Source organism: Anaerolinea thermolimosa (assembly GCF_001050195.2).
Taxonomy (GTDB): domain Bacteria; phylum Chloroflexota; class Anaerolineae; order Anaerolineales; family Anaerolineaceae; genus Anaerolinea; species Anaerolinea thermolimosa.
The window spans coordinates 2,932,117-2,956,375 of sequence record NZ_DF967965.1 but is presented as its reverse complement, the minus strand read 5'-3'; the positions used below and the strand labels follow the sequence as shown (position 1 = coordinate 2,956,375).

Sequence of the window (24,259 nt, the reverse complement as noted above, 5' to 3'; positions counted from 1 at the left end):
GTTAATAAAATTCTTGTGTTCGGCAGGTATGCTTACATGCGATACGAAGTGAAAGATCCTACTCGAACAAGGAGTGATAAAACTATGGGAAAGATTATTGGCATTGATTTAGGGACGACCAACAGCGTGGTGGCCGTCATGGAAGGCGGCGAGCCGGTGGTCATCACCACAGCGGAGGGTTCGCGCCTCTGCCCGTCGGTCGTGGCTTTTACCAAAACCGGGGAACGCCTGGTAGGGCAACCGGCCAAACGCCAGGCGGTGATCAACCCGCAGAATACAGTATATTCGATTAAGCGCTTCATGGGCCGGCGATTTAGTGAAGTGGAGACCGAGCGCAAGATGGTGTCGTATGAGGTGGTAGAAGGTCCGGCCGGCGATGCACGGGTTAGAATCCCGCAGACAGGACGGGAATATACCCCGCAGGAAATTTCTGCGATGATCCTGGCCAAGCTCAAAGCAGATGCTGAGGCCTACCTGGGAGAACCCGTGAAACAGGCGGTGATCACCGTACCGGCGTACTTCAGTGACAGCCAGCGCCAGGCAACCAAAGACGCCGGGAAGATCGCCGGTCTGGAAGTGTTGCGCATCATCAACGAGCCGACGGCTGCGGCCCTGGCTTACGGCCTGGACAAGAAAAAGAATGAAAAGATCCTCGTCTTTGACCTGGGCGGGGGTACGTTCGATGTGAGCGTTCTTGAAGTGGGCGACAACGTGGTTGAGGTACGTGCCACCAACGGTGACACCCACCTGGGCGGCGATGACTGGGATCAGCGCATTGTCAACTGGGCGGCCGACGAGTTCAAGAAGGAGACCGGCATTGACCTGCGCGAAGACCGTCAGGCTTTGCAACGGTTGCGCGAGGCCGCCGAGAAGGCGAAGATCGAGCTTTCTACCATGATGGAAACGGAGATCAACCTGCCTTACATCACGGCTGACGCCAATGGCCCGAAGCACCTGCAATTACGCCTGACCCGCGCCCGCTTTGAGCAGATGACGCAAGACCTGGTCGAGCGGATGCGCGCGCCCCTTGAGGCGGCTCTGCGAGATGCGAAACTGGATGCCAGAGACATTGACGAGGTGGTGCTGGTAGGCGGTTCGACCCGGATGCCGATGGTGCAGGAGTTCATCCGCCAGCGCACAGGAAAAGAGCCGAACAAGAGCGTCAACCCGGACGAGGTGGTGGCGGTCGGTGCGGCGATCCAGGCGGGTGTGCTGGGCGGTGAAGTGAAAGACGTTCTGCTGCTGGACGTGACTCCGCTCTCGCTGGGTGTGGAGACACTGGGTGGTGTGATGACGGTTCTGATCCCGCGCAACAGCACCATCCCGATCCGCAAGAGTGAGATCTTCTCGACCGCCGAGGACAACCAGACGGCCGTAGATATCCACGTCCTGCAGGGCGAGCGCACCATGGCGGCGGATAACATCAGCCTCGGGCGCTTCCGCCTGGACGGTATCCCGCCAGCGCCGCGCGGTATACCGCAGATCGAAGTTACCTTCGATATCGATGCGAACGGCATCCTCAATGTTTCAGCGCGAGACAAGGCCACCGGTAAAGAACAGCGGGTGACCATCACCGCTTCAACCAACCTGAGCAAGGCCGATGTGGAGCGCATGGTAGAAGAGGCCAAGAAACATGAAGAGGCCGACCGGCGCCGCAAGGAACTGATCGAGGTGCGCAACCAGGCCGATAACGCCATCTATCAGGTGGAAAAAGCGCTCAAAGAAGCGGGTGAGAAGGTGCCCGGAACCCTGCGCGGCGAGCTGGAAGGCAAGATTAACGACCTGCGCAGTGTGATGAACGGGGATGATATTCAGGTCATCCGCACTCGCACCCAGGCGCTCATCCAGGCGGCCTCGCAAATTCCCGCGGCGCAGACCACCGCTGAGGAGCACACCGGCTACTCTGGCGGTGCCGACGGGAGTGGCGAAGGTGAAGTGGTCGAGGGTCAATTCCGCGAGGCCTGAGTCTGACTGACCGATGCGTGGGCTGTCCAATAAAGAGATGGACAGCCCACTTTTTTAGTTTAAGAGGTTGTCTCCCAGACCACCTTCTATTGCCCCCTGTGAAGGGGCATTTTCTCAGTTGAGGCGCTTTGAGCAGGCTGCGGATCTTCTGCGATTTATTTATAAAATAGATCGATTATAGCTTATAATGAAGCCTGGCGAGATTCCTTTTTAGAGAGATCGAAACATGGCTTTTCCACAGACAGCTTTTGATGAGATCGAGCATGGGTTTCGTTTTACCCCGCCAGATGGGGTTCACCTGGGGGTGGGCTATCCCCTTCCGGGTGGCGGTGAGCTTAACCTCGACCAGCTGGCCCCTGACCTGAGCCTGGGGATGTGTTACGCCGCGCTGGATCGTTTTCAGGGCCTGGCGGTTCCCTCTGCAGGTGCTGACGTTCCCGATGAGGCGGCGTTGACGTACTTTGCCAGCCGTCAGTTGGAGGCGCTTCCGCCTGCGACTGCGTTGCGTTTGATGGCCGGGGGATTAGCTGATGACAGGGAGCTCTACCAGGGGGTATCTCGCCGTGAGTTGCCAAAATTACGCCGCAGGCTGGCGGCAGGGCGCCCCACTGTGCTGGCGTTGATCTTGGTGGAGGGCAACCGGTTTGTCGTTGCCAGCGGGTATGAAAGTGACCGCGAAACCCATACTACCCGGTTGCGTGTGTACGATCCGACCCGGCCTGACATGCCAGCTGAGATAAATGTGGGGCGCCTGCCTCAGGGGATGACCCTGCGGCAGGGCGATGGGGTGACGGTTCTGCGCGGGTTCCTGGTGATGGAGTATCATCAACCCCCTCAGCCTGTTCTGACCCGCCGGGCGGGGCCGATGCTCGGCGGCCTGGCCATAAGCCTGCGCTGGCCGGTAGACAGCCACCGGGTGAACCAGTTTTTTGGTGAGAACCCCGAAAGCTACCGTCCCTTTGGTCTGGCAGGGCACGAAGGGCTGGACCTGTTTGCCCTCAGTGGCGCCAACGTGTACGCGGCGGCGGGTGGGGTAGTCACTCAGGCCAGCCATCCTGAGGGTCATCCATACGGTCTGCAGGTGCGCATCCGTCACGAGGCACAGGGGGTAGTGTTTCACACCATTTATGCTCACCTTTCTGAGGTGTTCGTGCGAGCCGATCAGACGGTGGTGGCGGGTGAGCGGATTGGCCTGGCGGATAATACAGGAAACTCGTTTGGCTCGCACCTGCATTTAACCCTCAAAATAGAAGGTCAGCAGACTCCCGGTTACCCTGCCGGGATTGTTGACCCGTGGCCCTATCTTCAGGACAGCCCGCCTGTGGAACCGCTGGAGAACCTGCCCCCGCCTTCGGGTGTGAGCGTTTTTACCACCGTGGAGCTCAACCTGAGAGCTGCTGCTGGCACGGGAGCAGAGATTCGCGCCCTGTTACCGGCAGGTGAACGGCTGATGACCCTGGGAGAGGCCCCTGAAGTGCGCGGGAAAATCGGGCGGGAGGGGGCGTGGCTGGCGGTGCAAACCGCCAGCGGTAAGGCTGGTTTTGTGGCAGCCCGATATGTGCAGAACGTCGACCAGTCCCTTCCGCCCGGCGACCTGGTAGTCTACCCGGTCAGCAGCGTGAATCTGCGCGCGGGCCCTTCTCAGAGTTTTGAGGTGCTGGCCACCCTGGGCCCCACGGACCCGCTTGGCGTCCTGGGAGAATCGGTTTTGATGCTTGCCAGGGTGGGGAAGCCCGCCGAGTGGTTGCCGGTGCAGACGGAGAATGGCCTGCGCGGCTGGGTGGCGGCCTGGCTGGTGCATCGCACGGGACAATGGCTGCCGGCCAGCGGGCTGGTGGTTTACCCTTCGGGGGCGGTCAACCTGCGTGCGCGCCCAGCCCTGGATGCCAATGTGCTGACAGTCCTTACCTCTGGAGATGCACTGGAGGTGCTGGAAGAGGCCGAGACTGCCCGGCGGAAGATTGGTCAGGCTGGTGAGTGGGTCAATGTGCGTTCGGCGCAGGGGTTCAGCGGGTATGTGGCGGCGTGGCTGGTGCAAACAACCAGGCCTGCGGTTCCACCCCAACCCGGGGAAGGTTTAATGCTCTTTGCCACTGTCGATTTAAACCTGCGAGCTCAGGCCAGCCTGCAATCCCCGCGGGTGGGAGGGGTGTTCCGCGCTCAGCCGTTCAAAGTAGTCGAAGCAGACCCTGCCGCCGCCCGCCTTAAGGCCGGGCAACCGGGTCAGTGGGTGTATGGCGAAGCCCCGGATGGCACCCGCGGCTGGGCTGCAGCATGGTTCCTCAGCTCTGCCCCTCTTTAAAAACCCCGGGGAGTTAACCTTTCAGCCCTGTCACAGCCACACTTTCCAGAATGTATTGCTGAGTGAACAGGAAAATGACCATCAGGGGAACTGTGGTCAGTACGGCGGCGGCCATGATGGTGGGCCAGGGCTGCACGGTGAGGTTTATGTTGTAGAGCGTAGAAACGTAAACTGGCAGGGTGTAAAGATCAACCGTCTGGAGGTACATGAGAGGGGTAAGGAGGTTATTCCAGAAACCCACAAAGAGGAAGGTGGCCACGGTAGCCAGGGGAGTTTTCATGAGCGGCATGACCACCTGCCACCAGATTTGCAGGTGGCTTGCCCCATCTACAAAGGCGGCCTCATCTAACTCTTTGGGAATTTGAGCCATTGACTGGCGGAGGAGGAACACCATGGCCGCTCCACCGGCGAAGAACCCGGGGATGATAAGTGGATTGAAGGTGCCAATCCAGCCGAGCCGATGGAAGAAGACGTACTGGGGAACGATGAGCGCCTGCGGGGGGATCATCATCGTGGAGAGCATCAACAGGAAGACCAGGTTTCTCCCCGGCCAGTTGATCCGGCTGAAGGCGTAGGCTACAAAAGCCAGCGAAGCCAGGGTACCGGTTAAGGCCAGAGCGGTGTAAAAAACAGTGTTGAAATAAGAGCGGATGAAGTTAAGGTTCTGGAAGAGGTCTGCATAGGCGGCCATGGTGGGGTGTGCAGGCACCCAGATGATGCCGGGCGCGTTGGTCTCTTCCAGCGTCTTCAGGGAGGAAGAGAGCATCCATAAAAGCGGGAAGCTCATGAGCACGGTCATCCCGACCAGCATCAGGTAAAGAAAAGAGCGACCGAAAAGACGAGACCAGGTTCGCATGTGACCTCACTAATACAGCTCGTAGGTAACCCAGCGATTCTGCAGGTTGAATTGAATCAGCGTGACGATGAGGATCAGTACCAGGATGAGCCAGGATATGGCCGACCCGAGGCCGATTTCAAAATGGCGGAAACTGACCTGCCACAGGTAATAGACCATGGAGATGGCGGAGGGTACCAGAGGCTGGTTATCGCGGTAGAGCACGTAGATGGATTCAAATATTTGCAGGGTGCTGATCATCCCCACCACGAGGTTATAGAAGAGGTAGGGGCTCAACAACGGGAAGGTGATCTTCCAGAAACGCTGCCAGCCGTTGGCGCCATCGACTTCGGCTGATTCGTGGAGCTCTCTGGGAATGTTGTTCAGACCGGCGAGGAAGATCATCATCATGGTGCCGCAACCCCAGATCATCAGTAAAATGACCGAGGTTTTTGTCCACAGCGGGCTTTGAATCCAGAGCGGGACACGGTTGGGCGGAGGGAACCCCGCTTCCAGCATCCTGTAAAAGAGGTTGTACTTACCACTTCCCACCCCGAGGAAAAAAGCGCTGATGAGTTCCTGGACAAAGATGAAAGCCCGATTGAGGATATCCAGCGGAGGGACGGCCCGGGTAACAGCACGGATGATTTGGTTAATGATGCCGGTGCCGGTGTTCAACATTAACCGCCAGCAGAGTAGCACGGCGGCATTGAAGCCGAGGATGACAGGCAGGTAAAAAGCCATGCGGAAGATGCGCTCTCCGCGGGCTTTCTGGTTCAGCAGAACAGCAAGGAAAAGGGCCGCGGCGATCTGAAGGGGGAGGCCGATGACGGTGAGAAAAAGGGTGTTGACGATGGAGGATCGAAAGCTGGTATCTTTGAGAATGAGCTGGAGGTAGTTATTGAGGCCTACCCACTGAGGTGGGGTGTTTGCCGCGATGCGAAAGTCGGTGAAACTCCAGTACAGGGATGAGGCCAGCGGGGCGACAACAAAAATTAAAAACCCGGTAATCCATGGCGCGGCGAACAGGTAACCGGCAAAGGTGTCCTGCTGGCGTTTGAGGGAGGCCCCCCGCCAGCGAGCGATGATTCTCGCCAGGGCGCCCAGCCCGTAGCTGGTACTGATGATGAACAGAACGGTGAGTCCTGCAGTTGATAAGACATTCAGATAGGGGTTCTGAGGCATGGGGGTTTCACCTCCCGGAAAGATAGAAAATGCCCGGTTGGATGGAAAATCCTTTCCATCCAACCGGGTGAATATGGGAGGGTGTTACTTCCCTAAAGCGGCCGAATATTCTTCCTGAATCTTGGCCACCACTTCTTCCGGAGTCAGCTCCTCTGTAATGAGCTTACCCAGGGCATCCTGCATGATGGTGGAGAGCTTGGCTGATTCGAGAATCCCGGCAAAGCCCACCCCGTACTGCGCCGCGAGTTCGGCTTCGCGCTTAAGCTGGGGGGTATCGGTGACGAAGCCATAATGGGCGTCATTGCGGGCGGGGATCAGGTTCATGGTTTCGCACCACTTGTGGTTGGCCTCTTTGGTGAAGGCCATTTTCAGCCACTCGGCAGCCAGTTCTTTATTGGGGCTGTATTCGGGAACGGCCAGCCAGTCGTTAAAAGCCAGGACGACGGGTTTGCTCTTGGGAAAATTGTCCGGGTCGCCAAAGAAGGGGTCAATGCTGATCTTCGACCAGATGGGGCGGTTGAAGGCGGGGGCGGCCCAGCCGGAATGCGCCAGGCAGACGGCGCCGTTGTCTTTACCGGTTTCATCGTTGACATCAATGACCGAACCCTGACCGGTGGGCAACGAACCGACGGCATCGGTGTAAGGCCCATAAGTGGCGCGCCGCAGATCGAGCAGGAAGCGGGTGGTGGCAAGGGCTTCTGGAGAGTCGAAGTTGGGCGTGCCATCGGCCTTGTAGAGTTCACCGCCCAGAGAGTAGAAGACGAGTAACCACCACTGCCAGTCGGCCATGGAAGCGGCATCGACCGGAACGAGTGCCTGCTGAACGATGGAGTTAGTCGCAGGATCGATCTTGGTGGCTTTCCTGGCGAAGTCCACCCACTCGGCGAAGTTCTTGGGGGTGCCCGTCGTCCAGCCAGAGGCTTCCATCAGGTCGGTGCGGCAGAAAACGTAACGCGGAGCGGTGAAGATAGGCAACCCACGGAGCTTTCCCTGGTATTTGGCATTTTCAAGCGCCGGCCCAAAGTTTTTAATCTCTGGCCAGGCGGCTTCGCCGAGGTAAGGCTCCATATCGGCGAGGCTTTCGCCATAGAGGGTGTTCATTTCAGAGCCGAGGTTGATGATATCAGGGCCAGCGCCAGCGGCGAAGAAACCGCTGAAGGTGGTGTCCCAGCCAGACCAGCTCCCCTCGGTGATTTCGACTTTGACACCCGGATGAGCGGCCTCAAAAGCGGGATTGATCTCGCTTTTGAGCCAGGCGATGGTATCGGGGGTGTAGTCGAGCAGGTAGATTTTCAGCGTGACTGACTGGGCTGCCCCCTGCGCGGGCTGGCCCTCGGTGGGCTTTTCGGGCTGAGATGCAGTGGTGGCGGTGGGGGCTTCGGCTTGCGGTGGAGCTGCGGTGGGGGTTGCCTGTGGTGCGCCACAGGCGGTCAGCAAGAGGCTGACCAGCAAGACGATCGAGAGCAAAGACAAAACGTGCTTTTTCATGGTCTCTTCTCCTTGGACTTTCAAATTAGAGAGAATAGAAAAGGGTTCAAACACAACCGATGCTCCACAAGCAAAATCTTCCTCAACCTCCTTTCTTATGGAAGGGACGTTCCACATCGCTTCAGGCGGTTCATCACATCCTCTTCAAAACGGCGGATATGTTCCTGTACCAGTTTGGCCGCCGAAATCTCTGAATCTTCCAGGAGAGGGGTGAGATCCATGGCGTAAGAAAGGCCGCTGGTCACATCCACCCCGTGCGACTCGAAATAAGTGGCATTGGCGCGGCGGCGCCCCATGGTGGCCAGGTCATACCGCTTGCCTCCGGCAATCTGTGAGTCGAAGACCCCCAGCAGGGCATGTTGTAAATTCTCGTGGGCCGAGACATCCAGCAGAACTTTGTCAGCGTCGATCAACCAGTCGAGGGAGCGCCACACTTCGCAGCCGAGGACTTTTTGAGGGCGGCGCGAAGCAGGAAGTTGCCGCAAGGCTTCAATGACGCGGAGGGCCACAGCTACGTGGGTATCGTGTTTATCGGCGAGGTTATGAGTGTAAACCACCTGCGGTGAGGCAGCCTGGATGAGACGGGTAAGGTCTTCCACAGGCCCGGGGAATGCGGCATCTTTGATCTGGCGGCTGGGGTAATCGAGCATCACCAGTGCGGCGTATTCCCCGACCACGGCGGCTTTGCGCTGTTCTTTAAAGCGCACCAGGCGCATTTCTTCATCGGTGTAATCCCGGTACATTCCATCCCGCGGAGAGCCGCGCCCATCGGTGGCGACTACGGCAGTAAACCATTGATCCCTGCTTTGAAAACAGGTGAGAATGGGTTCGGCGGCCATGATTTCCACATCATCCTGGTGGGCGGCAATACACAGATGGGTGGTACGTGCCAGTGCCTCATCTACGGGCAGGGCGTCTGGAATGAATATTTCGGCGGAAGGTTGATGCAGTCTCATGATTCTTCACTCCTGATTTCGGGAAGGCTTGCCGCGGCCACCGATTGGCCCACACGGCGGATTTTTTCATCGGGCAGGTGCAGGGTGACCCGTTCAAGCAAAGCGGGAAATTCAGCTTCCCATACCTGTTTGCATCCTTCCAGGAGAAGGTTCCCACCTTCACCCGAGGTGCACCGACCCAGGATGAGCACGTGACGTATCTCGTAGAAATGGGCATAATGGGCCAGGGCGTATCCCAGGTACACCCCCATACTTCGCCAGATGTTTACCGCGCCTTCGTGCCCCGTGGCGAGTAAACTCTGAACATGAGCCAGCTTTTCGGCGTCGGGGAGACCTTCAGGAATGGAAACGCCCGCGGCAGGCGCCAGGCGGAAAACACATTGCTGTGAGAGGTACGAAGCCCCGCAACCACGATCCCCCGACCATTCTTCGATGGGCGCATGCGGAGCATAGTCAACAGGGGCAAAGGCCAGCTCGTTCAACCAGCCGGTGATCAGCCCCTGGGGATTGACATAGCCCGCCGCCTCGCTGGAACCCAGGGCTATGCCCAGTACGCTGTTTTCGCCGATGGCCATGGATCCGGCCAGCGCAGTGACATCGCCATCGTTGAGAATCTCCAGTGGCACCCCCATCTCTTGCTGAATGCGTAAAAAGAGGTTGTGTACCTCATCAAAGCGTTCTTCAGGCACACTGCGAAACAGAGAAGCCACCATGGGGCGGTTTTCGATGTAAATCCCGGCGGCACTGCCGCCGATAGCGTCTACCCGGGGCAGGTGGGCGGCGGCGCTTTGAATGGCGGCCATAATTTCCCGGTAATGGTAGGTCGGGTCGGCCTGTTTACGCGGCTCCCAGATCACCTCTTCGCTGTACACGGGGGTTCCGTCGATCACCGCGCTCACCTTGCGATCTGAAGCCCCAAGGTCAAAGCCAATACGGCAACCTTTCAGGTGGCGGCCCAGGTGGCGGGGCGATTCCCGGGATGGGGGAAGGTCCTGAGGCGCGCAGGGAAGGATGCGGAAGGGGCGTTCGTAGACCTGCCGGCCCAGAAAATCCCAGTCGAAGCGGCGGCTGCCCCGGGGGCCGTATTCTCTTGCCAGCTGTGCGGCCAGCGCATCGTTGCCGCTGATCCACACCGTGTGAGCGCCGCGCTGCCAGAGCAGGAATTTCAGGGTGCGTTCTACCAGAGGGTAATTCTCGGCGGCACGCGGATGGCCTTCAGGGAAGATCAACATTTCAAAGCGCGAGACCTCACCCTGGCCTCTTTCCAGCGCCAGTTGCAGGGATGTGCCTGAGGTGCGGGCGGCATCTTGATAGGCACGATAGGCCAGCGCCGCAGGACGGAAGTTGCCATCCAGAGGGGGCTGTATGACAGGGGTGGGAAGGGTGGAAGGAATCATCTCACTACCGTTCATTCAGGAATAAGAGGGAGTAACCATCCAGGAGCATAAAGGAAGAGGCTCCCAGAATACACGCCTGGTAATCCAGGCTGCCGATGCGGAGATGGGTGTTTCGGGCGAGGAGGTGGAACGCGGAACGTTGCATGGCCTGTTGGACGGCATTCAACCAGGGTTCACCAAAGCGGGTCATTTCTCCGGTGAGGACGATCTCGTGAATGTTAAGAATCCCTACCAGATAGGCCAGTGCTGAGCCAAGATGGGTGCCCGCGTCTTGAATGATTTTACCGATGCGGGGGTCTCCAGCGCGGAAGGCGGCTTCTACCTGATCGAGGCCAGGCAGGCCGGCCTGGCGCACGACGGCGCTGGTGCTGGTGAGGGTTTCAAGGCAGCCATGTTTCCCACACCGGCAGAGAAGCCCATTTTCTTCTACCACCACGTGGCCAATTTCACCGGCTCCACTGCCATCGCCCTGAAAAAGCCGTCCGTTGATCAGAATACCGGCGCCCACCCCGTGGCGGACATTGACCACCACCATGTTCCCTTCCGAGAGATGCCCGCCGTAGACAAATTCGCCAATGGCGGTAGCCTGGCTGTCGTTAAGGACGCTCACCGGCAGTGAGAAACGTTCCCGGATCAAGTGGGCGAGGGGAAGGTTCTTCCAGGCGAGGTTGACGGCCTGCAGGATGACTCCATCACGGGTGCTGATGAGCCCCGGTGTGCCCACGCCAATGCCCACCACGGGCTTCCAGGGGGTGGCGAGAAGGTTTTCCAGAAGGCGAATCACCAGTTCCAGCGATTGCTCTCCATCTTCACCCTGAACGGGGTATTCGATGGTCTCTTTAATTTCGCCACGCAGGTTAACGATGGCCCCGATGAATTTATCCTGTGCCAGGTTGAGACCAATCAGATAGCGCGAAGCGGGGCGCAGGCTGAGCAGAATGGGCGATTTTCCACCCATGGAAGAGCCCAGGCCCACTTCTTCGACCAGGCCTTCGATGAGGAGTTCGTTAACCAGGTCAGAAACGGTGGCGCGTGTAAGCTGGGTGAGGCGGGCAATTTCGGCCCGGCTGATGGCCTCGTGGTCGAAGATGGTCTTCAAGACCAGGTTGCGGTTGTGTTCTTTGGTTTGTTGATGGGTGGCTTTTTTCATGGTGATGTGGGTACGGGTCGAGTTTGTAAGTTTATTGAACTTACAAAGTTATTATAGAGACATTGAGTGATTAAGTCAACTACCCGGTAAGGATTTTCGGGGATTTTTTATAAGTTCCCTGCCCGGCAGGAGATGGATTCTTCCTGGGCGAGGTGTGGTATGATGAAAATACCCAGGTCGGTCGGGCGGTCGCGGCCCTGGTACAGGGTCGAGGAAAGTCCGCGCTCCACAGGGCAGGGTGCCGGGTAACACCCGGGGCGCCGTAAGGTGCCGGACAGGGCCACAGAAACATACCGCCTCGGATGAGGTAAGGGTGAAATGGTGGTGTAAGAGACCACCGGCGAGCGCAGTAATGCGCCGGCCAGGCAACCCCCACCCGGAGCAAGGCCAAGCAGGGACCATCCCTTCGGGGTAAGGGCGGCCCGTCCAAGGGTCCCGGGTAGGCCGCTAGAGCCGCCGGGAGACCGGTGGCCCAGAGAGATGACCGCCCATCTCCTTCGGGAGTGGACAGAACGCGGCTTATAGACCGGCCTGGGTGTTTGAGTGGTTAAGAAAGGAGAGAGAGGCCAGAACACCATTGAGGTGTAGCGCGTCTTCCAGACCGGCGGGTGCTTGAGAGGGCTCTAAAAGTAAGTGGTGGGAACTCCATGGAGGTTTCTCTGAGTCGTTGCCAGGGTGAGATAAAGGGTTCGTCTTTAAGGGTATCAGGGGTTGTACTGTTTATGCGTTTTTAATGGGTCGTAGAAATGCCCCGTAATATAATAAAGACAGAGAGTTCAGGCCGAAAGCTCCAGGAATGAATGACCCGGGGCTTGGGGTCTTTTCTATCCGGGGGACTTCACTGCACAGCTTCACTTCACCGTTCCCCAGGTTCTGCGTATTTGATCGGAGAGGCTTCGAAGGACCGGTGAATGAATCTTTTAGGTTTGCCTGATCCTGATTCCCGCGCCTGGCATTTCTCGAACAGGCTTCTGGCCGGGTTTTTCGGTTTCCTCGCGCTGGCTCTGGTGGTCGGGGGTGTCTGGTTTTACCGGCAACAGACCATGATTATTCGTCAACATCAAGTTGATGAATTAAGCTCCATTGCTCAATTGAAGATCGAGCAGATTAACTACTGGATACGGGAACGCCTGATCGATGCCCGTATGAATTCGGCCAGCCCGTTTATTGTTCAGGCGGTCTCTCGTTTGCTGGAGGACCCGGACGACCCCGCTTTGCAATCCCAATTGAAGGCTCGTCTGCAACTGGTCGTAGACCTGGAGAACTACGAGGGGGTTTATCTGACAGACCCTGAGGGGCAGGTGCTGCTTTCCTTTGACCCTACCCGGAGCGTGCTGGAGCCCGAAGCCCGGCAGTTAGCCGTGATGGCGGCCCATTTGTCTACCCCCATTCTGGGAGATTTCTTCCGCAGTTCGCAGACCGGGCAAATCTATCTGGATCTGGCCGCACCGGTGCTCGACCAGCGTGGGGCGCCTGAGGCGGTGCTTATTTTACGGATCAACCCGGAGGAATACCTCTATCCGCTGATTCAATCCTGGCCCATTCCCAGCCAGAGTGCTGAGACCCTGCTGGTGCGAAGGGAGGGGGATGAGGTCGTGTATCTGAATACCCTGCGTTTCGACCCCGGGGCTGCCCTGAACCTGCGGTTGCCAGTTTCGCGCACTGAGGTTCCTGCTGTACAGACAGTGCTGGGGAAGATCGGTGAGACCGAAGGACGCGATTACCGCGGGGTGAAGGTGCTGGCGGTGGTTCGTCCGGTTCCCGGGCGAACCTGGTCGATGGTGGCCAAGGTGGATCAGTCGGAGGCCTTTGAGGGGATCCGTTCGCTGGGTCTGGCAGTGGGGGGCTTCGTAGTACTGGGGGTGTTCCTCATCGCGGTGCTGGCGGGGTTGGTCTTCAGCAACCGCCAGCGGGTGCTTTATGAGCGCCTGCTTCGGGCCGAACGAGAACGGCGCGAAGTACAGGAAGAGATCCGTGCCACACTCTACAGTATCGGTGATGCCGTCATCACCACCGATCGGGAGGGCCGGGTGACGCGTATGAACCCGGTGGCCGAGGCTCTCACCGGCTGGCGAGAAGAAGAAGCACGGGGTAAGTCTCTGCCGAAGGTTTTTCATATCATTCAGGAATTCACGCGGAAAGAAGCAGAAAACCCGGTGGAACGGGTGCTGCGCGAGGGAGTGGTGGTTGGGCTTGCCAACCACACCCTTTTGATCACAAGGGATGGCACCGAACGCCCGATTGCCGATAGTGGGGCGCCCATTCGGGGGGCGCGGGGAGAGGTTAGCGGGGTGGTACTGGTCTTCCGTGACCAGACGGAAGAACGTGCCGCTCAGCGAGAGCGGGCACTTTTGCATTACGCCATTTCAAAGAGCCTCAACGAAATCTACCTCTTTGACGCCGAGAGCCTGCAATTCCGTTTTGTCAACGCAGGGGCGCTCAAGAACCTGGGATACTCCCTGGAAGAGCTTCTGACGATGACCCCGGTAACGATCAAGCCAGAGTTCACTGAAGAGCGTTTCCGCGAGTTCATCCAGCCTCTCCTGCGGGGGGAACAGGAAACCCTGCATTTTGAAACTGTCCACCGGCGCGCTGATGGGAGTGTGTACCCGGTTGCGGTGCAACTCCAGTTGCTTCAATATGAAGAAGAGCGCATTTTTCTGGCAGTCATCGAGGATATCACCGAACGGAAACGCACCGAGCAAGCGCTGCGCGAGAATGAAGCCCGGCTGGAACAGGCTCAGGCGCTGGCGCACGTGGGCAACTGGGAAATTGATCTCGGTCAGAGGGTCATGTGGGCTTCGGCTGAAGCCTTCCGCATCTACGGGCTGGAGCGCACTTCTCCTTTCATTCCTCTGGAGCTGGCACAGCAGGTGCCACTGGCAGAGGATCGCCCGCGCCTGGATGCGGCGCTGGAAGACCTGCTCACCGGGCGCCGGGGATACGATGTCCAGTTTCGCATCTGCCGTGCATCGGATGGCGCCGAGCGTGTGGTGCATTCAATGGCCCGGCTCGAACGGGATGAAAAGGGTGCCCCGGTCAGGGTGGTAGGGGTGATTCAGGATATTACCGAGCGTAAGCAGGCCGAACAGGCCCTGCTGGAGAGTGAAGAACGCTACCGCGCCCTCTTTCAGAACAACCATGCGGTGATGTTCTTGATCGATCCTGAAACCGGCGCCATTGTGGATGCCAACCCGGCCGCCGCCGCCTTTTACGGCTGGACGGTCGATGAGCTGACACGGATGAAAGTTTCCCAGATCAATATCCTTTCTCACGAAGCCATTATCCAGGAAATGGCCCTTGCCAGAAGCCAGCAGCGAAACTACTTTATCTTCCAGCATCGCAAAAAAGATGGTCAGCTCTGCGATGTGGAGGTCTTCAGCGGGCCGATCCATTTTGGCGGGCGGGTGTATCTGTACTCCATCGTGCACGACATCACCGAGCGCAGGCGCATCGAAGCCCGGGTTGCCGAACAGCTGGAAGAATTACAGCGCTGGCACTCTGCTATCCTGGGGCGTGAATCGCGAATTCTGGAGCTTAAGGCTGAGGTGAATGAGCTTTGCCGCCTTGCCGGAATGCCCCCAAGATACCCTGAAGCGAAAGGGAATGAGAGCGCATGAATGGAGCCCCTTCTTTCCTTGCCTTGATCCACAATGTATCGTTACTGCTGGCCATGGCGCTCCTGTTTGATCTTATCGTCGGTGTCAGGGAGTATCGGCGCTGGTGGCTGTGGCAGGTGGTCCTGGGTCTGGTGCTGGGCGGGGCCGCGATTGCCCTGATGATGACTCCCTGGATGCTTTCTCCGGGGATCATTTTTGATACCCGAACCGTGTTACTGGGAATTTCGGGGCTGTTTTTTGGCACTCTGCCTACGCTCATGGCAATGGCTATGGCCCTGGTGTACCGCTTTTCGCTGGGGGGCACGGCTCTCTGGATGGGGCTGACGACCATTCTGACCAGCGGGTTAATCGGCATTTTATGGCGGCGGTGGTTGAACAAGCCGCTGGATCGGCTCAACGCGTGGGATCTCTATCGTTTTGGCCTGGTAGTTCATCTCGTCATGCTCCTGTGCGCCTTTACCCTGCCTCTGCGGGTTGCCCTGGATGTGCTGGACAACATTGTCCTGCCGGTACTGCTGATCTACCCCTTGGGTACCCTTCTGCTGGGATTGCTCATGGTCAACCGCCTGCGCCGGGAGCGGATTGCAGTGGATTTAAAACGCAATGAAGCCCGCATGCACAGCCTGGTGGAGATTCTGCAACAGCCGGTTCAATCGGTGCGGGAATTCCTGGATTTTGCGCTTCATGAAGCCCTGCGCCTCACGGAAAGCCAGGTTGGGTACCTCTTTTTCTATGCGGAAGAAACACAGCAATTTTCCCAGGGATTGGCTTCCAGGAGCGCCTACGCTGGGAGTTCTATCGTGGAACTGCCGGAAAACTTTTCCCTGAGCCAGGCCGGTTTACTGGGCGAAGTGGTGCGGCAGCGCAAAGCGGTGATCGTGAACAATCTGGCGGAGGCGTTCCCTGCGGGGAGGGGGCTGCCTGTGGGGCATATTCCCATCCGGCGGTATCTGGGCACGCCAGTGTTCAGCAACGGGAAAATTGTGGCGGTGGTGGGTGTGGGAAATAAGGAGCAGGAGTATGACGACACCGACGCCATTCAGCTTGCCCTTCTGATGGACGGTATCTGGAAGGCGGCCGAACGGCGGCAGGCCGAAGCATTGAGGAGCGAAAGCGAGGCACGTTATGAGGCCATTGTAGAAAACCTGCCGGGAGGGTTCGTGGCCATGCTGGATCGCGATTTAAGGGTGCTTTTCAGCGCAGGCGAGGCCATGGCACAGATTGGCCTTACGGATGACATGCTGGCAGGGAGAAAGATTCATGAAGTGCCCGGGTTGGAAGCTGGAGAAGACGTGGCGCGGCAATATCGCCGTGTTCTGGAGGGGGAGACGGTGCACTTTGAGATGAAGCTCGCCGGGCGAGATTTTGGTGTGCATGCGGTTCCTCTCCGGGGCGACCAGGGTGAGGTGGTGCACATTTTATCGCTTTCGATTGATATCACCGAGCGGAAACACTCCCTGGATCAATTGCGTCAGGCGCAGGTTGAACTGGAACGGCTCTTCCACGAATCGGAGCTTTCGCGCCGGGCGCTTCTGAGCGTGGTGGAAGATCAGAAACGCACGGAGGAGAAAATCCGGCAGTTGAACCTGGAGCTGGAAGAGCGGGTGCGCGAGCGCACCGCTCAGTACGAGGCCGCCAACCGCGAGCTGGAGGCTTTTGCCTATTCGGTATCGCACGATTTACGCGCCCCTTTGCGCGCCATGGATGGTTTCAGTGGGGCATTGCTGGAGGAATATCAGGACAGGCTGGATGACCAGGCCCGGCATTACCTGAAGCGCATCCGCGAAGCCTCACAACGGATGGGGCAGTTGATCGAAGACCTGCTTAACCTTTCGCGGGTTACGCGGCGGGAAATGGCGCGCAAACCGGTGGATTTAAGCCAGATGGCGCGTGAAATTGCGGATGAATTACAGAGCCAGCACCCTGGAAGGCAGGTGGCAGTTGAAGTTATGCCAGATTTGATGGTTGAGGTCGATCCCAACCTGATGAAGATTGCCCTGGAGAACCTCCTCAGCAATGCGTTTAAATTCACTGCGCGGCGAGAGGAAGCCCGGATCAATGTGGGGGTAGTTGAAAAAGGCGGAGAAAAAATTTATTATATTCGGGACAATGGCATTGGTTTTGACATGGCCTATGCCAGTAAGTTGTTTACCCCGTTTCAACGTTTGCACAGCCTGCAAGATTTCCCCGGTACGGGGGTGGGGCTGGCTACCGTACAGCGTATCATTCAGCGTCATGGTGGGCGTATCTGGCCGGAAGCCGAGCCTGGAGTGGGGGCAACTTTTTATTTTACGCTGGGAGCGTCGGAATGAGCAGTTATCAAGTCCTTCTGGTCGAAGACAACCCCGATGATGAAGAGCTGGCGTTGAGGGTGATGCGGCAGCACCAGGTGGCCGATGAGGTACTGGTGGCGCATGACGGCATGGAGGCGCTGGAGGTGCTCTTCGGCACCGATACCCGCCCCGGCCTGGTTCAGCGTGAGTTACCCAGGGTGGTGCTGCTCGACCTCAAACTGCCCGGGTTGAGCGGGCTGGAGGTGCTTGCGCGCATCCGGTCTGATCCGCGCACGCGTTACCTTCCGGTGGTCGTTTTAACCTCTTCCACCGAAGAGAGCGATATTCTTTCCAGTTACCGGCTGGGGGCCAACAGTTTTGTCCACAAGCCGGTGGAATTTCAGCGCTTTGCGGATGCAGTGCGTCAGTTAGGTCATTACTGGTTGAAGATCAATCGGTCTGCTTTGTGATAAGATGAGGTATGAATTCTCCATTGTCCCCTCCTCCATCGCCCTCACCTGCCGGTGACTCTCTTTTGCGGGTATTGATTGTTGAAGACACCCCCGCCGATGCCGAGCTGATGGCTTTGCGCCTGAAGCAGGAAGGCTTTCGGCTGATCTGGCAGAGGGTGGAGACCGAGCTGGAATATCTCAGAGAGCTTGAACAGCCCTATGACCTCATCCTTTCGGACTGGTCTCTGCCACAATTCAGCGGGTTGAAAGCATTACAGATCATGCGCGAGCGTGGAATGGATCGTCCGTTCATCCTTGTTTCGGGCAGTATTGGCGAGGAAGCGGCGGTGGCGGCCATGCGCCTGGGCGCCTATGATTATCTGTTGAAAGACCGGCTGGATCGCCTTGGGCAGGCGGTGAAAAACGCCCTGGAGCAGAAGCGCACCCGTGAAGAGTACCGGAAAGCTTCGAAGGCGCTGGAGGCTTCAGAAGCTGAGCTGCGTGCACTTTTTGCCTCCATGCGCGATGTGGTGCTGGTGATCGACCGTGAAGGGGTATACCTGAAAATTGCCCCTACCAACCCCGAATTGCTTTACCGGCCTGCGGATGAACTGCTTGGAAAACGGCTGGATGAACTCTTCCCGCCGGAACAGGCCGGGGCTTTTTTGCAGACCATTCGGAGGGTGCTGGAAACCCGGAGGACGGAGATCATCGAATACGAATTGGAGATCGGGGGGCGTTCCATCTGGTTTGAAACATCGGTTTCACCGATGACCCCCGAGAGCGTCATCTGGGTGGCGCGAGACATCAGTGAACGAAAACGGCACCTGCGCCGCCAGGAGGCTCTTGCCATGCTGGGACGAGAGCTGGCGGCTCTGCGCGATCCGGCGCTGATTGCCCGAACTGCTCTGAGGGCGCTGGAGCCGATGATTGGCTGTGCGTACTTCGCCGTGGCGCTGATCAACCACGAGCCACGGGCTTTGCAGATCCTTTACGCCGCGCTGGAGGGTGTGGAACTGGATGTGCGGCTTTACCCCCTGCTGGAGCTGGATCAAAATCGGCCGGGGTCGATCTGTGCGCAGGTGATCGAGGCGCGGAAGCCGCTCATTTTTACCGATCCGCTTTCGATTCAGAACGGGTTGGTGGGCCTGCTCAACAGCCAGGGTGAGGAAATGCGCTCGGCTTGCTGCCTGCCCATGATGGCTGAAGATCGGGTGATCGGGCTGGTGGAGTTGCAAAGCCCGAAAGAGGAAGAGTATCAGCCTGAAGACCTGGAATGGTTGAGTGTAGCGGTTAATCAGGTGGGGTTGAGCATTCAAAACGCCATCCTCTTCGCCCGGGAACAGCAGCGAGTTTCGGAATTAATGGCCCTGCAAAAAATCGACTCGGCGGTGGTGGCGCACCTTTCTCCGCAACAGACGCTGGAAATTTTGCTGGATCAGGTGGTGGGCACCTTACGGGTCGATGCGGCGGCGATTTTGCGTTACAACCCGGTAAGCCAGGCGTTGGAGTACGCCCACGGGCGCGGGTTCCGCACCCCCGTCATCGAAACCACGTGTCTGCCGCTCCAGAGTGAGCAGGTCATGCAGACCGTGCTGAGGAGAAGAATTTTGCACGGGCGGGAATTGCGCGGGGGAACGGATTTCTTCAAGCAGGGTGTATGGGCTGGCGAGGGGTTCAATAATTACTTGGCAGTACCCCTGGTCTCGGGTGCACGGTTGATCGGGGTGTGTGAGTTGTATCACCGCGAGAGCTTTCATGCCGATGCTGACTGGTTGCGTATGCTGGAAACACTGGCCGGCCAGGCCGCGCTGGTGGTGGAGCACCTTCAGATCTTCCAGGACCTCCAACGCCTCAATGCTGATCTGCTGAAAGCCTATGATGACACCATCGCCGGCTGGTCGCAGGCCATGGATCTGCGCGATAAAGAAACCGAGAACCACACCCGCCGGGTGACGGAGCTGACGGTACGCCTGGCGCGGGAGCTGGGGATGAGTGAAGAGCAAATTCAGCATGTGCGCCGCGGAGCGCTGCTCCATGACATAGGCAAACTCGGCGTGCCAGATGCTATCCTCTCCAAGGTGGATGCGCTGACCGCAGAAGAATGGGAAGTTATGCGGCGTCATCCCCAAATGGCTTATGAGATGCTTTACCCCATTGAATACCTGCGCCCTGCGCTGGATATCCCCTACTGTCATCATGAAAAATGGGACGGTAGCGGTTACCCGAGCGGATTGAAAGGCGAGGAAATCCCGCTGGCGGCGCGTATGTTTACCCTGGCCGACGTTTACGATGCCCTCACCTCAGACCGCCCTTACCGCAAGGCCTGGAGCCGGCCACGGGCGTTGAATTACCTCCGCGAGCAGGCCGGAAAACACTTTGATCCGCGGCTGGTTGAGGTGTTCTTCTCTCTTCTGCAGACGGGCGAACTGGAATAATCGTGCAAGGCGCAGAAAAGAATAGCCAGGGTGAAAATTCAGAAGGCCGGAGAGAGAACCCTCTCTCCGGCCTCTTTTCAGGCGGGCCGTGGGCGAAAAATGGCTTGGCTGATTTATTCGAGAGATACCTGTGCCAGGCGCTTTACCCCCGCGCGAGAAGAGCCGTTGGATTTCTCTGGGTTGCTTCCGAAACTCACGCCAGGCTGAGCGATGGAAGGGGCAACACTCTCCGCGGTGAGCCGGAAGCGCGCCACCAGCTCCTTCAGAGACTGCGCCATCTCTTCCAGGGCCCTGGCTGAGGCCGAAACTTCTTCCACCTGGGCGCTCATCTCTTCGGTCGAGGCCGAGACTTCCTCCACAGCCGCGCTGTTCTCTTCGCTGACGCTGGCGATGTTCTCGACGGCCTGGGTCACCTCGCTCGAACCGGCGGCCATTTCTTCGGTAGCGGCGGTGTTTTCTTCCACGATGGCCGAGACGGAATCCATGGCGGCGACCAGTTCACTGGCCGAGGCGTTCATCTGTTCGGCAGCAGCGGCGGCCTCCTCAGCCTGGCGGGTGACCTGCTCGATGGATTGAATGATCATCTCCAGGGCTGAACCGGCTTCACTGGCCTGAATGACGCCATTTTCCACCTCATGTGTACCTTCCTGCATGGCCTGCACGGCCTCCTGGACAGTTTTCTGGATGCCCTTGACCAGCTCAGCGATCTCACGGGTCGAGGCGCCCGAGCGCTCGGCCAGCTTGCGCACTTCGTCGGCCACCACGGCGAAGCCTTTGCCGTGCTCACCGGCACGGGCGGCCTCGATAGCGGCGTTGAGCGCCAGAAGGTTGGTCTGGGAAGCGATGTCTTCGATGGTCTCGACGATCAGGGTGATCTTTTCAGAGTGCCGGCCCATCTCGGCGACCTTTTCGGCAGAGAGGCCCACGCGGGAGCGAATCTCTTCCATGCCCTTCAGCGTGAGCCGCACCTTCCCGGCGCCATTCTGGGCGGCGTTTACGGCTTTACCGGCTTCCCGGGTCACCGACTGGGCGTTCTGGGCCACCTGCTGAATGGCGGTGTGCATCTGGGTGGTGATGGCCGAGGCTTTCTGCACGGCGCGCGCCTGTTCCTGAGCGCCGCGGGCTACCCCATCGATGGCGCGTGACATTTGTTCAATGGAGGCAGAGGTTCGACTTGCAGATTCACTTTGCTGGGTGATGCCTTTGGATACCTGTTGAATGGTGGCGGCGATTTGTCCGGTGGCCTGACCGGCCTGGTTGGCGGCGGTGGCGAGCTGGGTGGATGCCGCTCCCAGACCATTGGCGTTCTCAGCCACCTCGATCAGCGACTGACGTAAGGACTCGACCATGCGTGCAAAAGCGAGGCGCAGTTCATCTTTCTCGCTTCGCGGCTGTACCTTCACGGTGAGGTCATTGCTGGCGATGGCGCTGGCCACTTCACTGGTTTCCTGCAGGTATTCGACCAGGCCGTCCATGGCTTTGCCCAGGGAACCGAATTCATCTGCGCGCTTGCGCACTTTGTCTTTATCGGCTTCGCTGAAGGTGCGTAAGAGGTCGCCGTTGGCGATGAGGCGCAGTTCTGCAACGGTCAGCCCCAGCGGGAGGGTGATGCTGCGGGTGATCAACAGGGTGAAGACCACCGCCGCAATTAAAGCAAGCAGGGCCACGCCGATGAGCAAGTTGCGGGTGGCCGTGAACACCTGAGCGCTTTGGAGACGGTCCTGTTCGGCGAGGTTCTCGTTGAGGTCAACCAGCTTTTGCATCGCGGAGTCTATGGCTTTGCGGGCATTGGCCACCTCGCCCCCATCGGTGATGCTGAGGATGGCGAGCGAGGTGTTGCCCGCATCGACGCTGGCGAGGGCGGCGTCTACCGCTTTCAGGTAGGCGGCGTAGGTCTGGTCGAATTCCTCCAGTACGGCGGTTTCTTCTCCGGTCAACTCCGTCGCCCGGTAATGGTCGATCTGCCCGCGGATGGTCTGCTGGCTGGCCTGGATGGCTTCTTTGGTTTTCGCTCGTTCCTCAGGCAGGAGAATGTATTTAAAGAGGTCTCCCCGCAGGGTGTAGAGTGCGGTGCTGGCTTTTCCCACGTAGGCGATGGGCAGGGTGCGGTTGTAATAGAGGTTGTGCACATTCTGGTTGATTTTATTCATCCCCACCAGGCTGAGGCCGGCAATAACCACCATCATGAGGATGAGCGCACCAAAGCCCCCCAGCAATTTAGCGCCTGTTTTCAGGTTATCGATCCATTTCATTCCCTGGCTCCCCTTTTCTTTTTCATAAAATGCTGAAATTCTCTCGGAGAAAGGATACACAGATAATCTCCGGTATCATTATCCGGCAGAGGACGAAGGCGTTCCATGAAGCTCCGATAAAAAGAGAGTTAAAAAGGCATAAAAAGGCCGTGAAAGGTCCATGGAACCCGCTCAAGAAACCTGCGGAAATTCCCCCCGGAGTTTGGTAGAATACAGGCTATGGATCGTATATTCTCCGTCGCCCGGTAATGGTCGATCTGCCCGCGGATGGTCTGCTGGCTGGCCTGGATGGCTTCTTTGGTTTTCGCTCGTTCCTCAGGCAGGAGAATGTATTTAAAGAGGTCTCCCCGCAGGGTGTAGAGTGCGGTGCTGGCTTTTCCCACGTAGGCGATGGGCAGGGTGCGGTTGTAATAGAGGTTGTGCACATTCTGGTTGATTTTATTCATCCCCACCAGGCTGAGGCCGGCAATAACCACCATCATGAGGATGAGCGCACCAAAGCCCCCCAGCAATTTAGCGCCTGTTTTCAGGTTATCGATCCATTTCATTCCCTGGCTCCCCTTTTCTTTTTCATAAAATGCTGAAATTCTCTCGGAGAAAGGATACACAGATAATCTCCGGTATCATTATCCGGCAGAGGACGAAGGCGTTCCATGAAGCTCCGATAAAAAGAGAGTTAAAAAGGCATAAAAAGGCCGTGAAAGGTCCATGGAACCCGCTCAAGAAACCTGCGGAAATTCCCCCCGGAGTTTGGTAGAATACAGGCTATGGATCGTATATTCTGGCGATGGTTTTTACCTGTGGCTTTAGCGGTCATGGGGTGGTTTACCGCGGTAGTGCCTGTTCACGCACAGAGCGCTGAGCCGTACACCGGGGCGCCGCTGTGTTTGCCCGAGGCTTATCCGTTGCAGGTGAACGGATGCCTTCCCTATGGGCCTGCGGCACAGTTGAATGAATGGGCGAAAGTCGGGCTTACCTACCCACCGCGCCCTTTGCCTGCCGTGCACCCGTCTGCAGAACTGACGCACAGCCCGGTGTTCATTGCTAAAATCAACCTCCCTGCCGATCAACCTGCGCCGCTCTATGCCACCCTGGAGGATGCCGTCAGCGGGAATAACCCGGTGCGTTTCATCGCGCCGGGAAAGGGACTGCGGTATGTCTCTTATATCAATGTTGAGCGGGTGAATGATAAACCTTACGTGCAGTTGAAGACCGGCGAGTGGATGCGCGCCTCACCGGCGGCCTATTCTTCCTTCCAGGGGTTGCTTTTCAGCCGCAATCCGGCAACCTCTTTTGGCTGGCTGGTCGATCACACCCGGGCGCGCAGTGCGCCGGGTTATGCCAGCCCGGAGGTAGGCGACCTGCTTTACCGCGAAACCCCGGTGCCCATTTACCAGAAGGTGGTGAAAGACGGTGTGGAGTGGTTTCAGATTGGTTTTGACCAGTGGATTGAGCGGCGGTATATTCGGCAGGTGACGGTTAACCCCACTCCGCCTGAAGGGGTGGATAACAATCGCTGGATTGAGGTGAACCTTTACGAGCAGACTCTTGCCGTATACGAGAACGGTCAACTCCTTTTTGCTACCATGGTGGCTACTGGCGGAGAGCCTTTCTACACCCGGCCGGGGTTGTTCAAAATTTACCAGAAGAAACCCCTCGAAACCATGCAGGGCGCCTTTGAGGCGGACCGTTCAGACTTCTACTATCTGGAGGATGTGCCCTGGACGATGTATTTTGACCAGGCGCGAGCCCTGCACGGGGCTTACTGGCGGGCGTGGTACGGGTTCGCCGGTACCCACGGATGCGTCAACCTTTCCATCGGTGATGCTGCGTGGCTTTATCAATGGGCGCGCGAGGGCGACTGGGTTTACGTGTGGGATCCTTCCGGGCAGACCCCGACCGACCCCGCGCTGTATACCGCAGGGGGGGCGTAATGGGCAACCGGA

Annotated in this window: 15 protein-coding genes and 1 other RNA gene; 8 read left to right on the top strand and 8 right to left on the bottom strand. The window is 58.1% G+C overall.

Annotated elements, in window-relative coordinates; genetic code table 11:
* Nucleotides 1-84 precede the first annotated feature (84 nt).
* Together dnaK and ATHL_RS13265 are read left to right on the top strand one after the other, a co-directional pair.
* Nucleotides 85-1,965, top strand: coding sequence for a molecular chaperone DnaK (gene dnaK, locus ATHL_RS13270; RefSeq protein WP_062194806.1), 1,881 nt, complete (start codon nt 85-87; stop codon nt 1,963-1,965).
* 226 nt (nt 1,966-2,191) lie between these two features.
* Nucleotides 2,192-4,267 (top strand): SH3 domain-containing protein, encoded by a 2,076-nt coding sequence (locus ATHL_RS13265; RefSeq protein WP_062194705.1) that lies wholly within the window; start codon nt 2,192-2,194, stop codon nt 4,265-4,267.
* A 13-nt stretch (nt 4,268-4,280) separates the two neighbouring features.
* On the opposite strand, the gene ATHL_RS13260 is transcribed toward ATHL_RS13265, so the two are convergent.
* The 6 genes from ATHL_RS13260 to ATHL_RS13235 all read right to left on the bottom strand — a co-directional run bounded on the left by ATHL_RS13260 (nt 4,281) and on the right by ATHL_RS13235 (nt 11,278).
* Entirely contained in the window at nt 4,281-5,123 is an 843-nt protein-coding gene (locus tag ATHL_RS13260; protein WP_062194703.1) for a carbohydrate ABC transporter permease, read from the bottom strand.
* Nucleotides 5,124-5,132: 9 nt separating this feature from the next.
* Nucleotides 5,133-6,287 (bottom strand): carbohydrate ABC transporter permease, encoded by a 1,155-nt coding sequence (locus ATHL_RS13255; RefSeq protein WP_162787716.1) that lies wholly within the window; start codon nt 6,285-6,287, stop codon nt 5,133-5,135.
* Between the two features lie 84 nt (nt 6,288-6,371).
* Nucleotides 6,372-7,775 carry an ABC transporter substrate-binding protein gene (locus ATHL_RS13250; RefSeq protein ID WP_162787715.1) on the bottom strand — a complete coding sequence of 468 codons (1,404 nt, stop codon included), beginning with the start codon at nt 7,773-7,775 and terminating at the stop codon, nt 6,372-6,374.
* 95 nt (nt 7,776-7,870) lie between these two features.
* Complete coding sequence (locus ATHL_RS13245) at nt 7,871-8,731, bottom strand: PIG-L deacetylase family protein (protein WP_062194695.1); 861 nt, start codon at nt 8,729-8,731, stop codon at nt 7,871-7,873.
* The gene (locus ATHL_RS13240) at nt 8,728-10,143 is read right to left on the bottom strand and encodes an ROK family protein (RefSeq protein ID WP_174233928.1); all 1,416 of its coding nucleotides are present in this window, start codon (nt 10,141-10,143) and stop codon (nt 8,728-8,730) included. The genes ATHL_RS13245 and ATHL_RS13240 overlap by 4 nt, the downstream gene beginning before the upstream one ends.
* Nucleotides 10,133-11,278, bottom strand: a complete 1,146-nt coding sequence (locus ATHL_RS13235; protein ID WP_062194692.1) for an ROK family transcriptional regulator — start codon at nt 11,276-11,278, stop codon at nt 10,133-10,135. The genes ATHL_RS13240 and ATHL_RS13235 overlap by 11 nt, the downstream gene beginning before the upstream one ends.
* A gap of 173 nt (nt 11,279-11,451) precedes the next feature.
* Between ATHL_RS13235 and rnpB the strand changes: the two genes are divergently transcribed.
* From rnpB to ATHL_RS13210, 5 genes are all read left to right on the top strand, one after another.
* An RNA gene (rnpB, locus tag ATHL_RS13230) (RNase P RNA component class A) lies at nt 11,452-11,816 on the top strand.
* A 373-nt stretch (nt 11,817-12,189) separates the two neighbouring features.
* A complete protein-coding gene (locus tag ATHL_RS13225; RefSeq protein WP_062194689.1) occupies nt 12,190-14,898 on the top strand; it encodes a PAS domain S-box protein in 2,709 nt (902 codons plus the stop codon).
* Nucleotides 14,895-17,210, top strand: a complete 2,316-nt coding sequence (locus ATHL_RS13220; protein WP_062194686.1) for a LytS/YhcK type 5TM receptor domain-containing protein — start codon at nt 14,895-14,897, stop codon at nt 17,208-17,210. The genes ATHL_RS13225 and ATHL_RS13220 overlap by 4 nt, the downstream gene beginning before the upstream one ends.
* A complete protein-coding gene (locus ATHL_RS13215; RefSeq protein WP_062194683.1) occupies nt 17,207-17,641 on the top strand; it encodes a response regulator in 435 nt (144 codons plus the stop codon). The genes ATHL_RS13220 and ATHL_RS13215 overlap by 4 nt, the downstream gene beginning before the upstream one ends.
* A gap of 11 nt (nt 17,642-17,652) precedes the next feature.
* The gene (locus ATHL_RS13210) at nt 17,653-20,061 is read left to right on the top strand and encodes an HD domain-containing phosphohydrolase (protein WP_062194675.1); all 2,409 of its coding nucleotides are present in this window, start codon (nt 17,653-17,655) and stop codon (nt 20,059-20,061) included.
* A gap of 113 nt (nt 20,062-20,174) precedes the next feature.
* Here ATHL_RS13210 and ATHL_RS13205 read toward each other — a convergent pair whose 3' ends face one another.
* Nucleotides 20,175-22,313 (bottom strand): HAMP domain-containing methyl-accepting chemotaxis protein, encoded by a 2,139-nt coding sequence (locus tag ATHL_RS13205; RefSeq protein WP_201797980.1) that lies wholly within the window; start codon nt 22,311-22,313, stop codon nt 20,175-20,177.
* 128 nt (nt 22,314-22,441) lie between these two features.
* A complete protein-coding gene (locus tag ATHL_RS13200) occupies nt 22,442-22,861 on the bottom strand; it encodes an MCP four helix bundle domain-containing protein (RefSeq protein WP_162787714.1) in 420 nt (139 codons plus the stop codon).
* Nucleotides 22,862-23,080: 219 nt separating this feature from the next.
* Here ATHL_RS13200 and ATHL_RS13195 point away from each other — a divergent pair, with 219 nt between their 5' ends.
* The gene (locus ATHL_RS13195) at nt 23,081-24,247 is read left to right on the top strand and encodes a L,D-transpeptidase (RefSeq protein ID WP_062194666.1); all 1,167 of its coding nucleotides are present in this window, start codon (nt 23,081-23,083) and stop codon (nt 24,245-24,247) included.
* Nucleotides 24,248-24,259 lie beyond the last annotated feature (12 nt).

What these genes read in the sequence shown, in the direction of transcription:
- dnaK (WP_062194806.1), top strand. Translation starts at nt 85, where the DNA reads ATGGGAAAGATTATTGGCATTGATTTAGGGACGACCAACAGCGTGGTG.
- ATHL_RS13265 (WP_062194705.1), top strand. Translation starts at nt 2,192, where the DNA reads ATGGCTTTTCCACAGACAGCTTTTGATGAGATCGAGCATGGGTTTCGT.
- ATHL_RS13260 (WP_062194703.1), bottom strand. Translation starts at nt 5,123, where the DNA reads ATGCGAACCTGGTCTCGTCTTTTCGGTCGCTCTTTTCTTTACCTGATG.
- ATHL_RS13255 (WP_162787716.1), bottom strand. Translation starts at nt 6,287, where the DNA reads ATGCCTCAGAACCCCTATCTGAATGTCTTATCAACTGCAGGACTCACC.
- ATHL_RS13250 (WP_162787715.1), bottom strand. Translation starts at nt 7,775, where the DNA reads ATGAAAAAGCACGTTTTGTCTTTGCTCTCGATCGTCTTGCTGGTCAGC.
- ATHL_RS13245 (WP_062194695.1), bottom strand. Translation starts at nt 8,731, where the DNA reads ATGAGACTGCATCAACCTTCCGCCGAAATATTCATTCCAGACGCCCTG.
- ATHL_RS13240 (WP_174233928.1), bottom strand. Translation starts at nt 10,143, where the DNA reads ATGAACGGTAGTGAGATGATTCCTTCCACCCTTCCCACCCCTGTCATA.
- ATHL_RS13235 (WP_062194692.1), bottom strand. Translation starts at nt 11,278, where the DNA reads ATGAAAAAAGCCACCCATCAACAAACCAAAGAACACAACCGCAACCTG.
- ATHL_RS13225 (WP_062194689.1), top strand. Translation starts at nt 12,190, where the DNA reads ATGAATCTTTTAGGTTTGCCTGATCCTGATTCCCGCGCCTGGCATTTC.
- ATHL_RS13220 (WP_062194686.1), top strand. Translation starts at nt 14,895, where the DNA reads ATGAATGGAGCCCCTTCTTTCCTTGCCTTGATCCACAATGTATCGTTA.
- ATHL_RS13215 (WP_062194683.1), top strand. Translation starts at nt 17,207, where the DNA reads ATGAGCAGTTATCAAGTCCTTCTGGTCGAAGACAACCCCGATGATGAA.
- ATHL_RS13210 (WP_062194675.1), top strand. Translation starts at nt 17,653, where the DNA reads ATGAATTCTCCATTGTCCCCTCCTCCATCGCCCTCACCTGCCGGTGAC.
- ATHL_RS13205 (WP_201797980.1), bottom strand. Translation starts at nt 22,313, where the DNA reads ATGAAATGGATCGATAACCTGAAAACAGGCGCTAAATTGCTGGGGGGC.
- ATHL_RS13200 (WP_162787714.1), bottom strand. Translation starts at nt 22,861, where the DNA reads ATGAAATGGATCGATAACCTGAAAACAGGCGCTAAATTGCTGGGGGGC.
- ATHL_RS13195 (WP_062194666.1), top strand. Translation starts at nt 23,081, where the DNA reads ATGGATCGTATATTCTGGCGATGGTTTTTACCTGTGGCTTTAGCGGTC.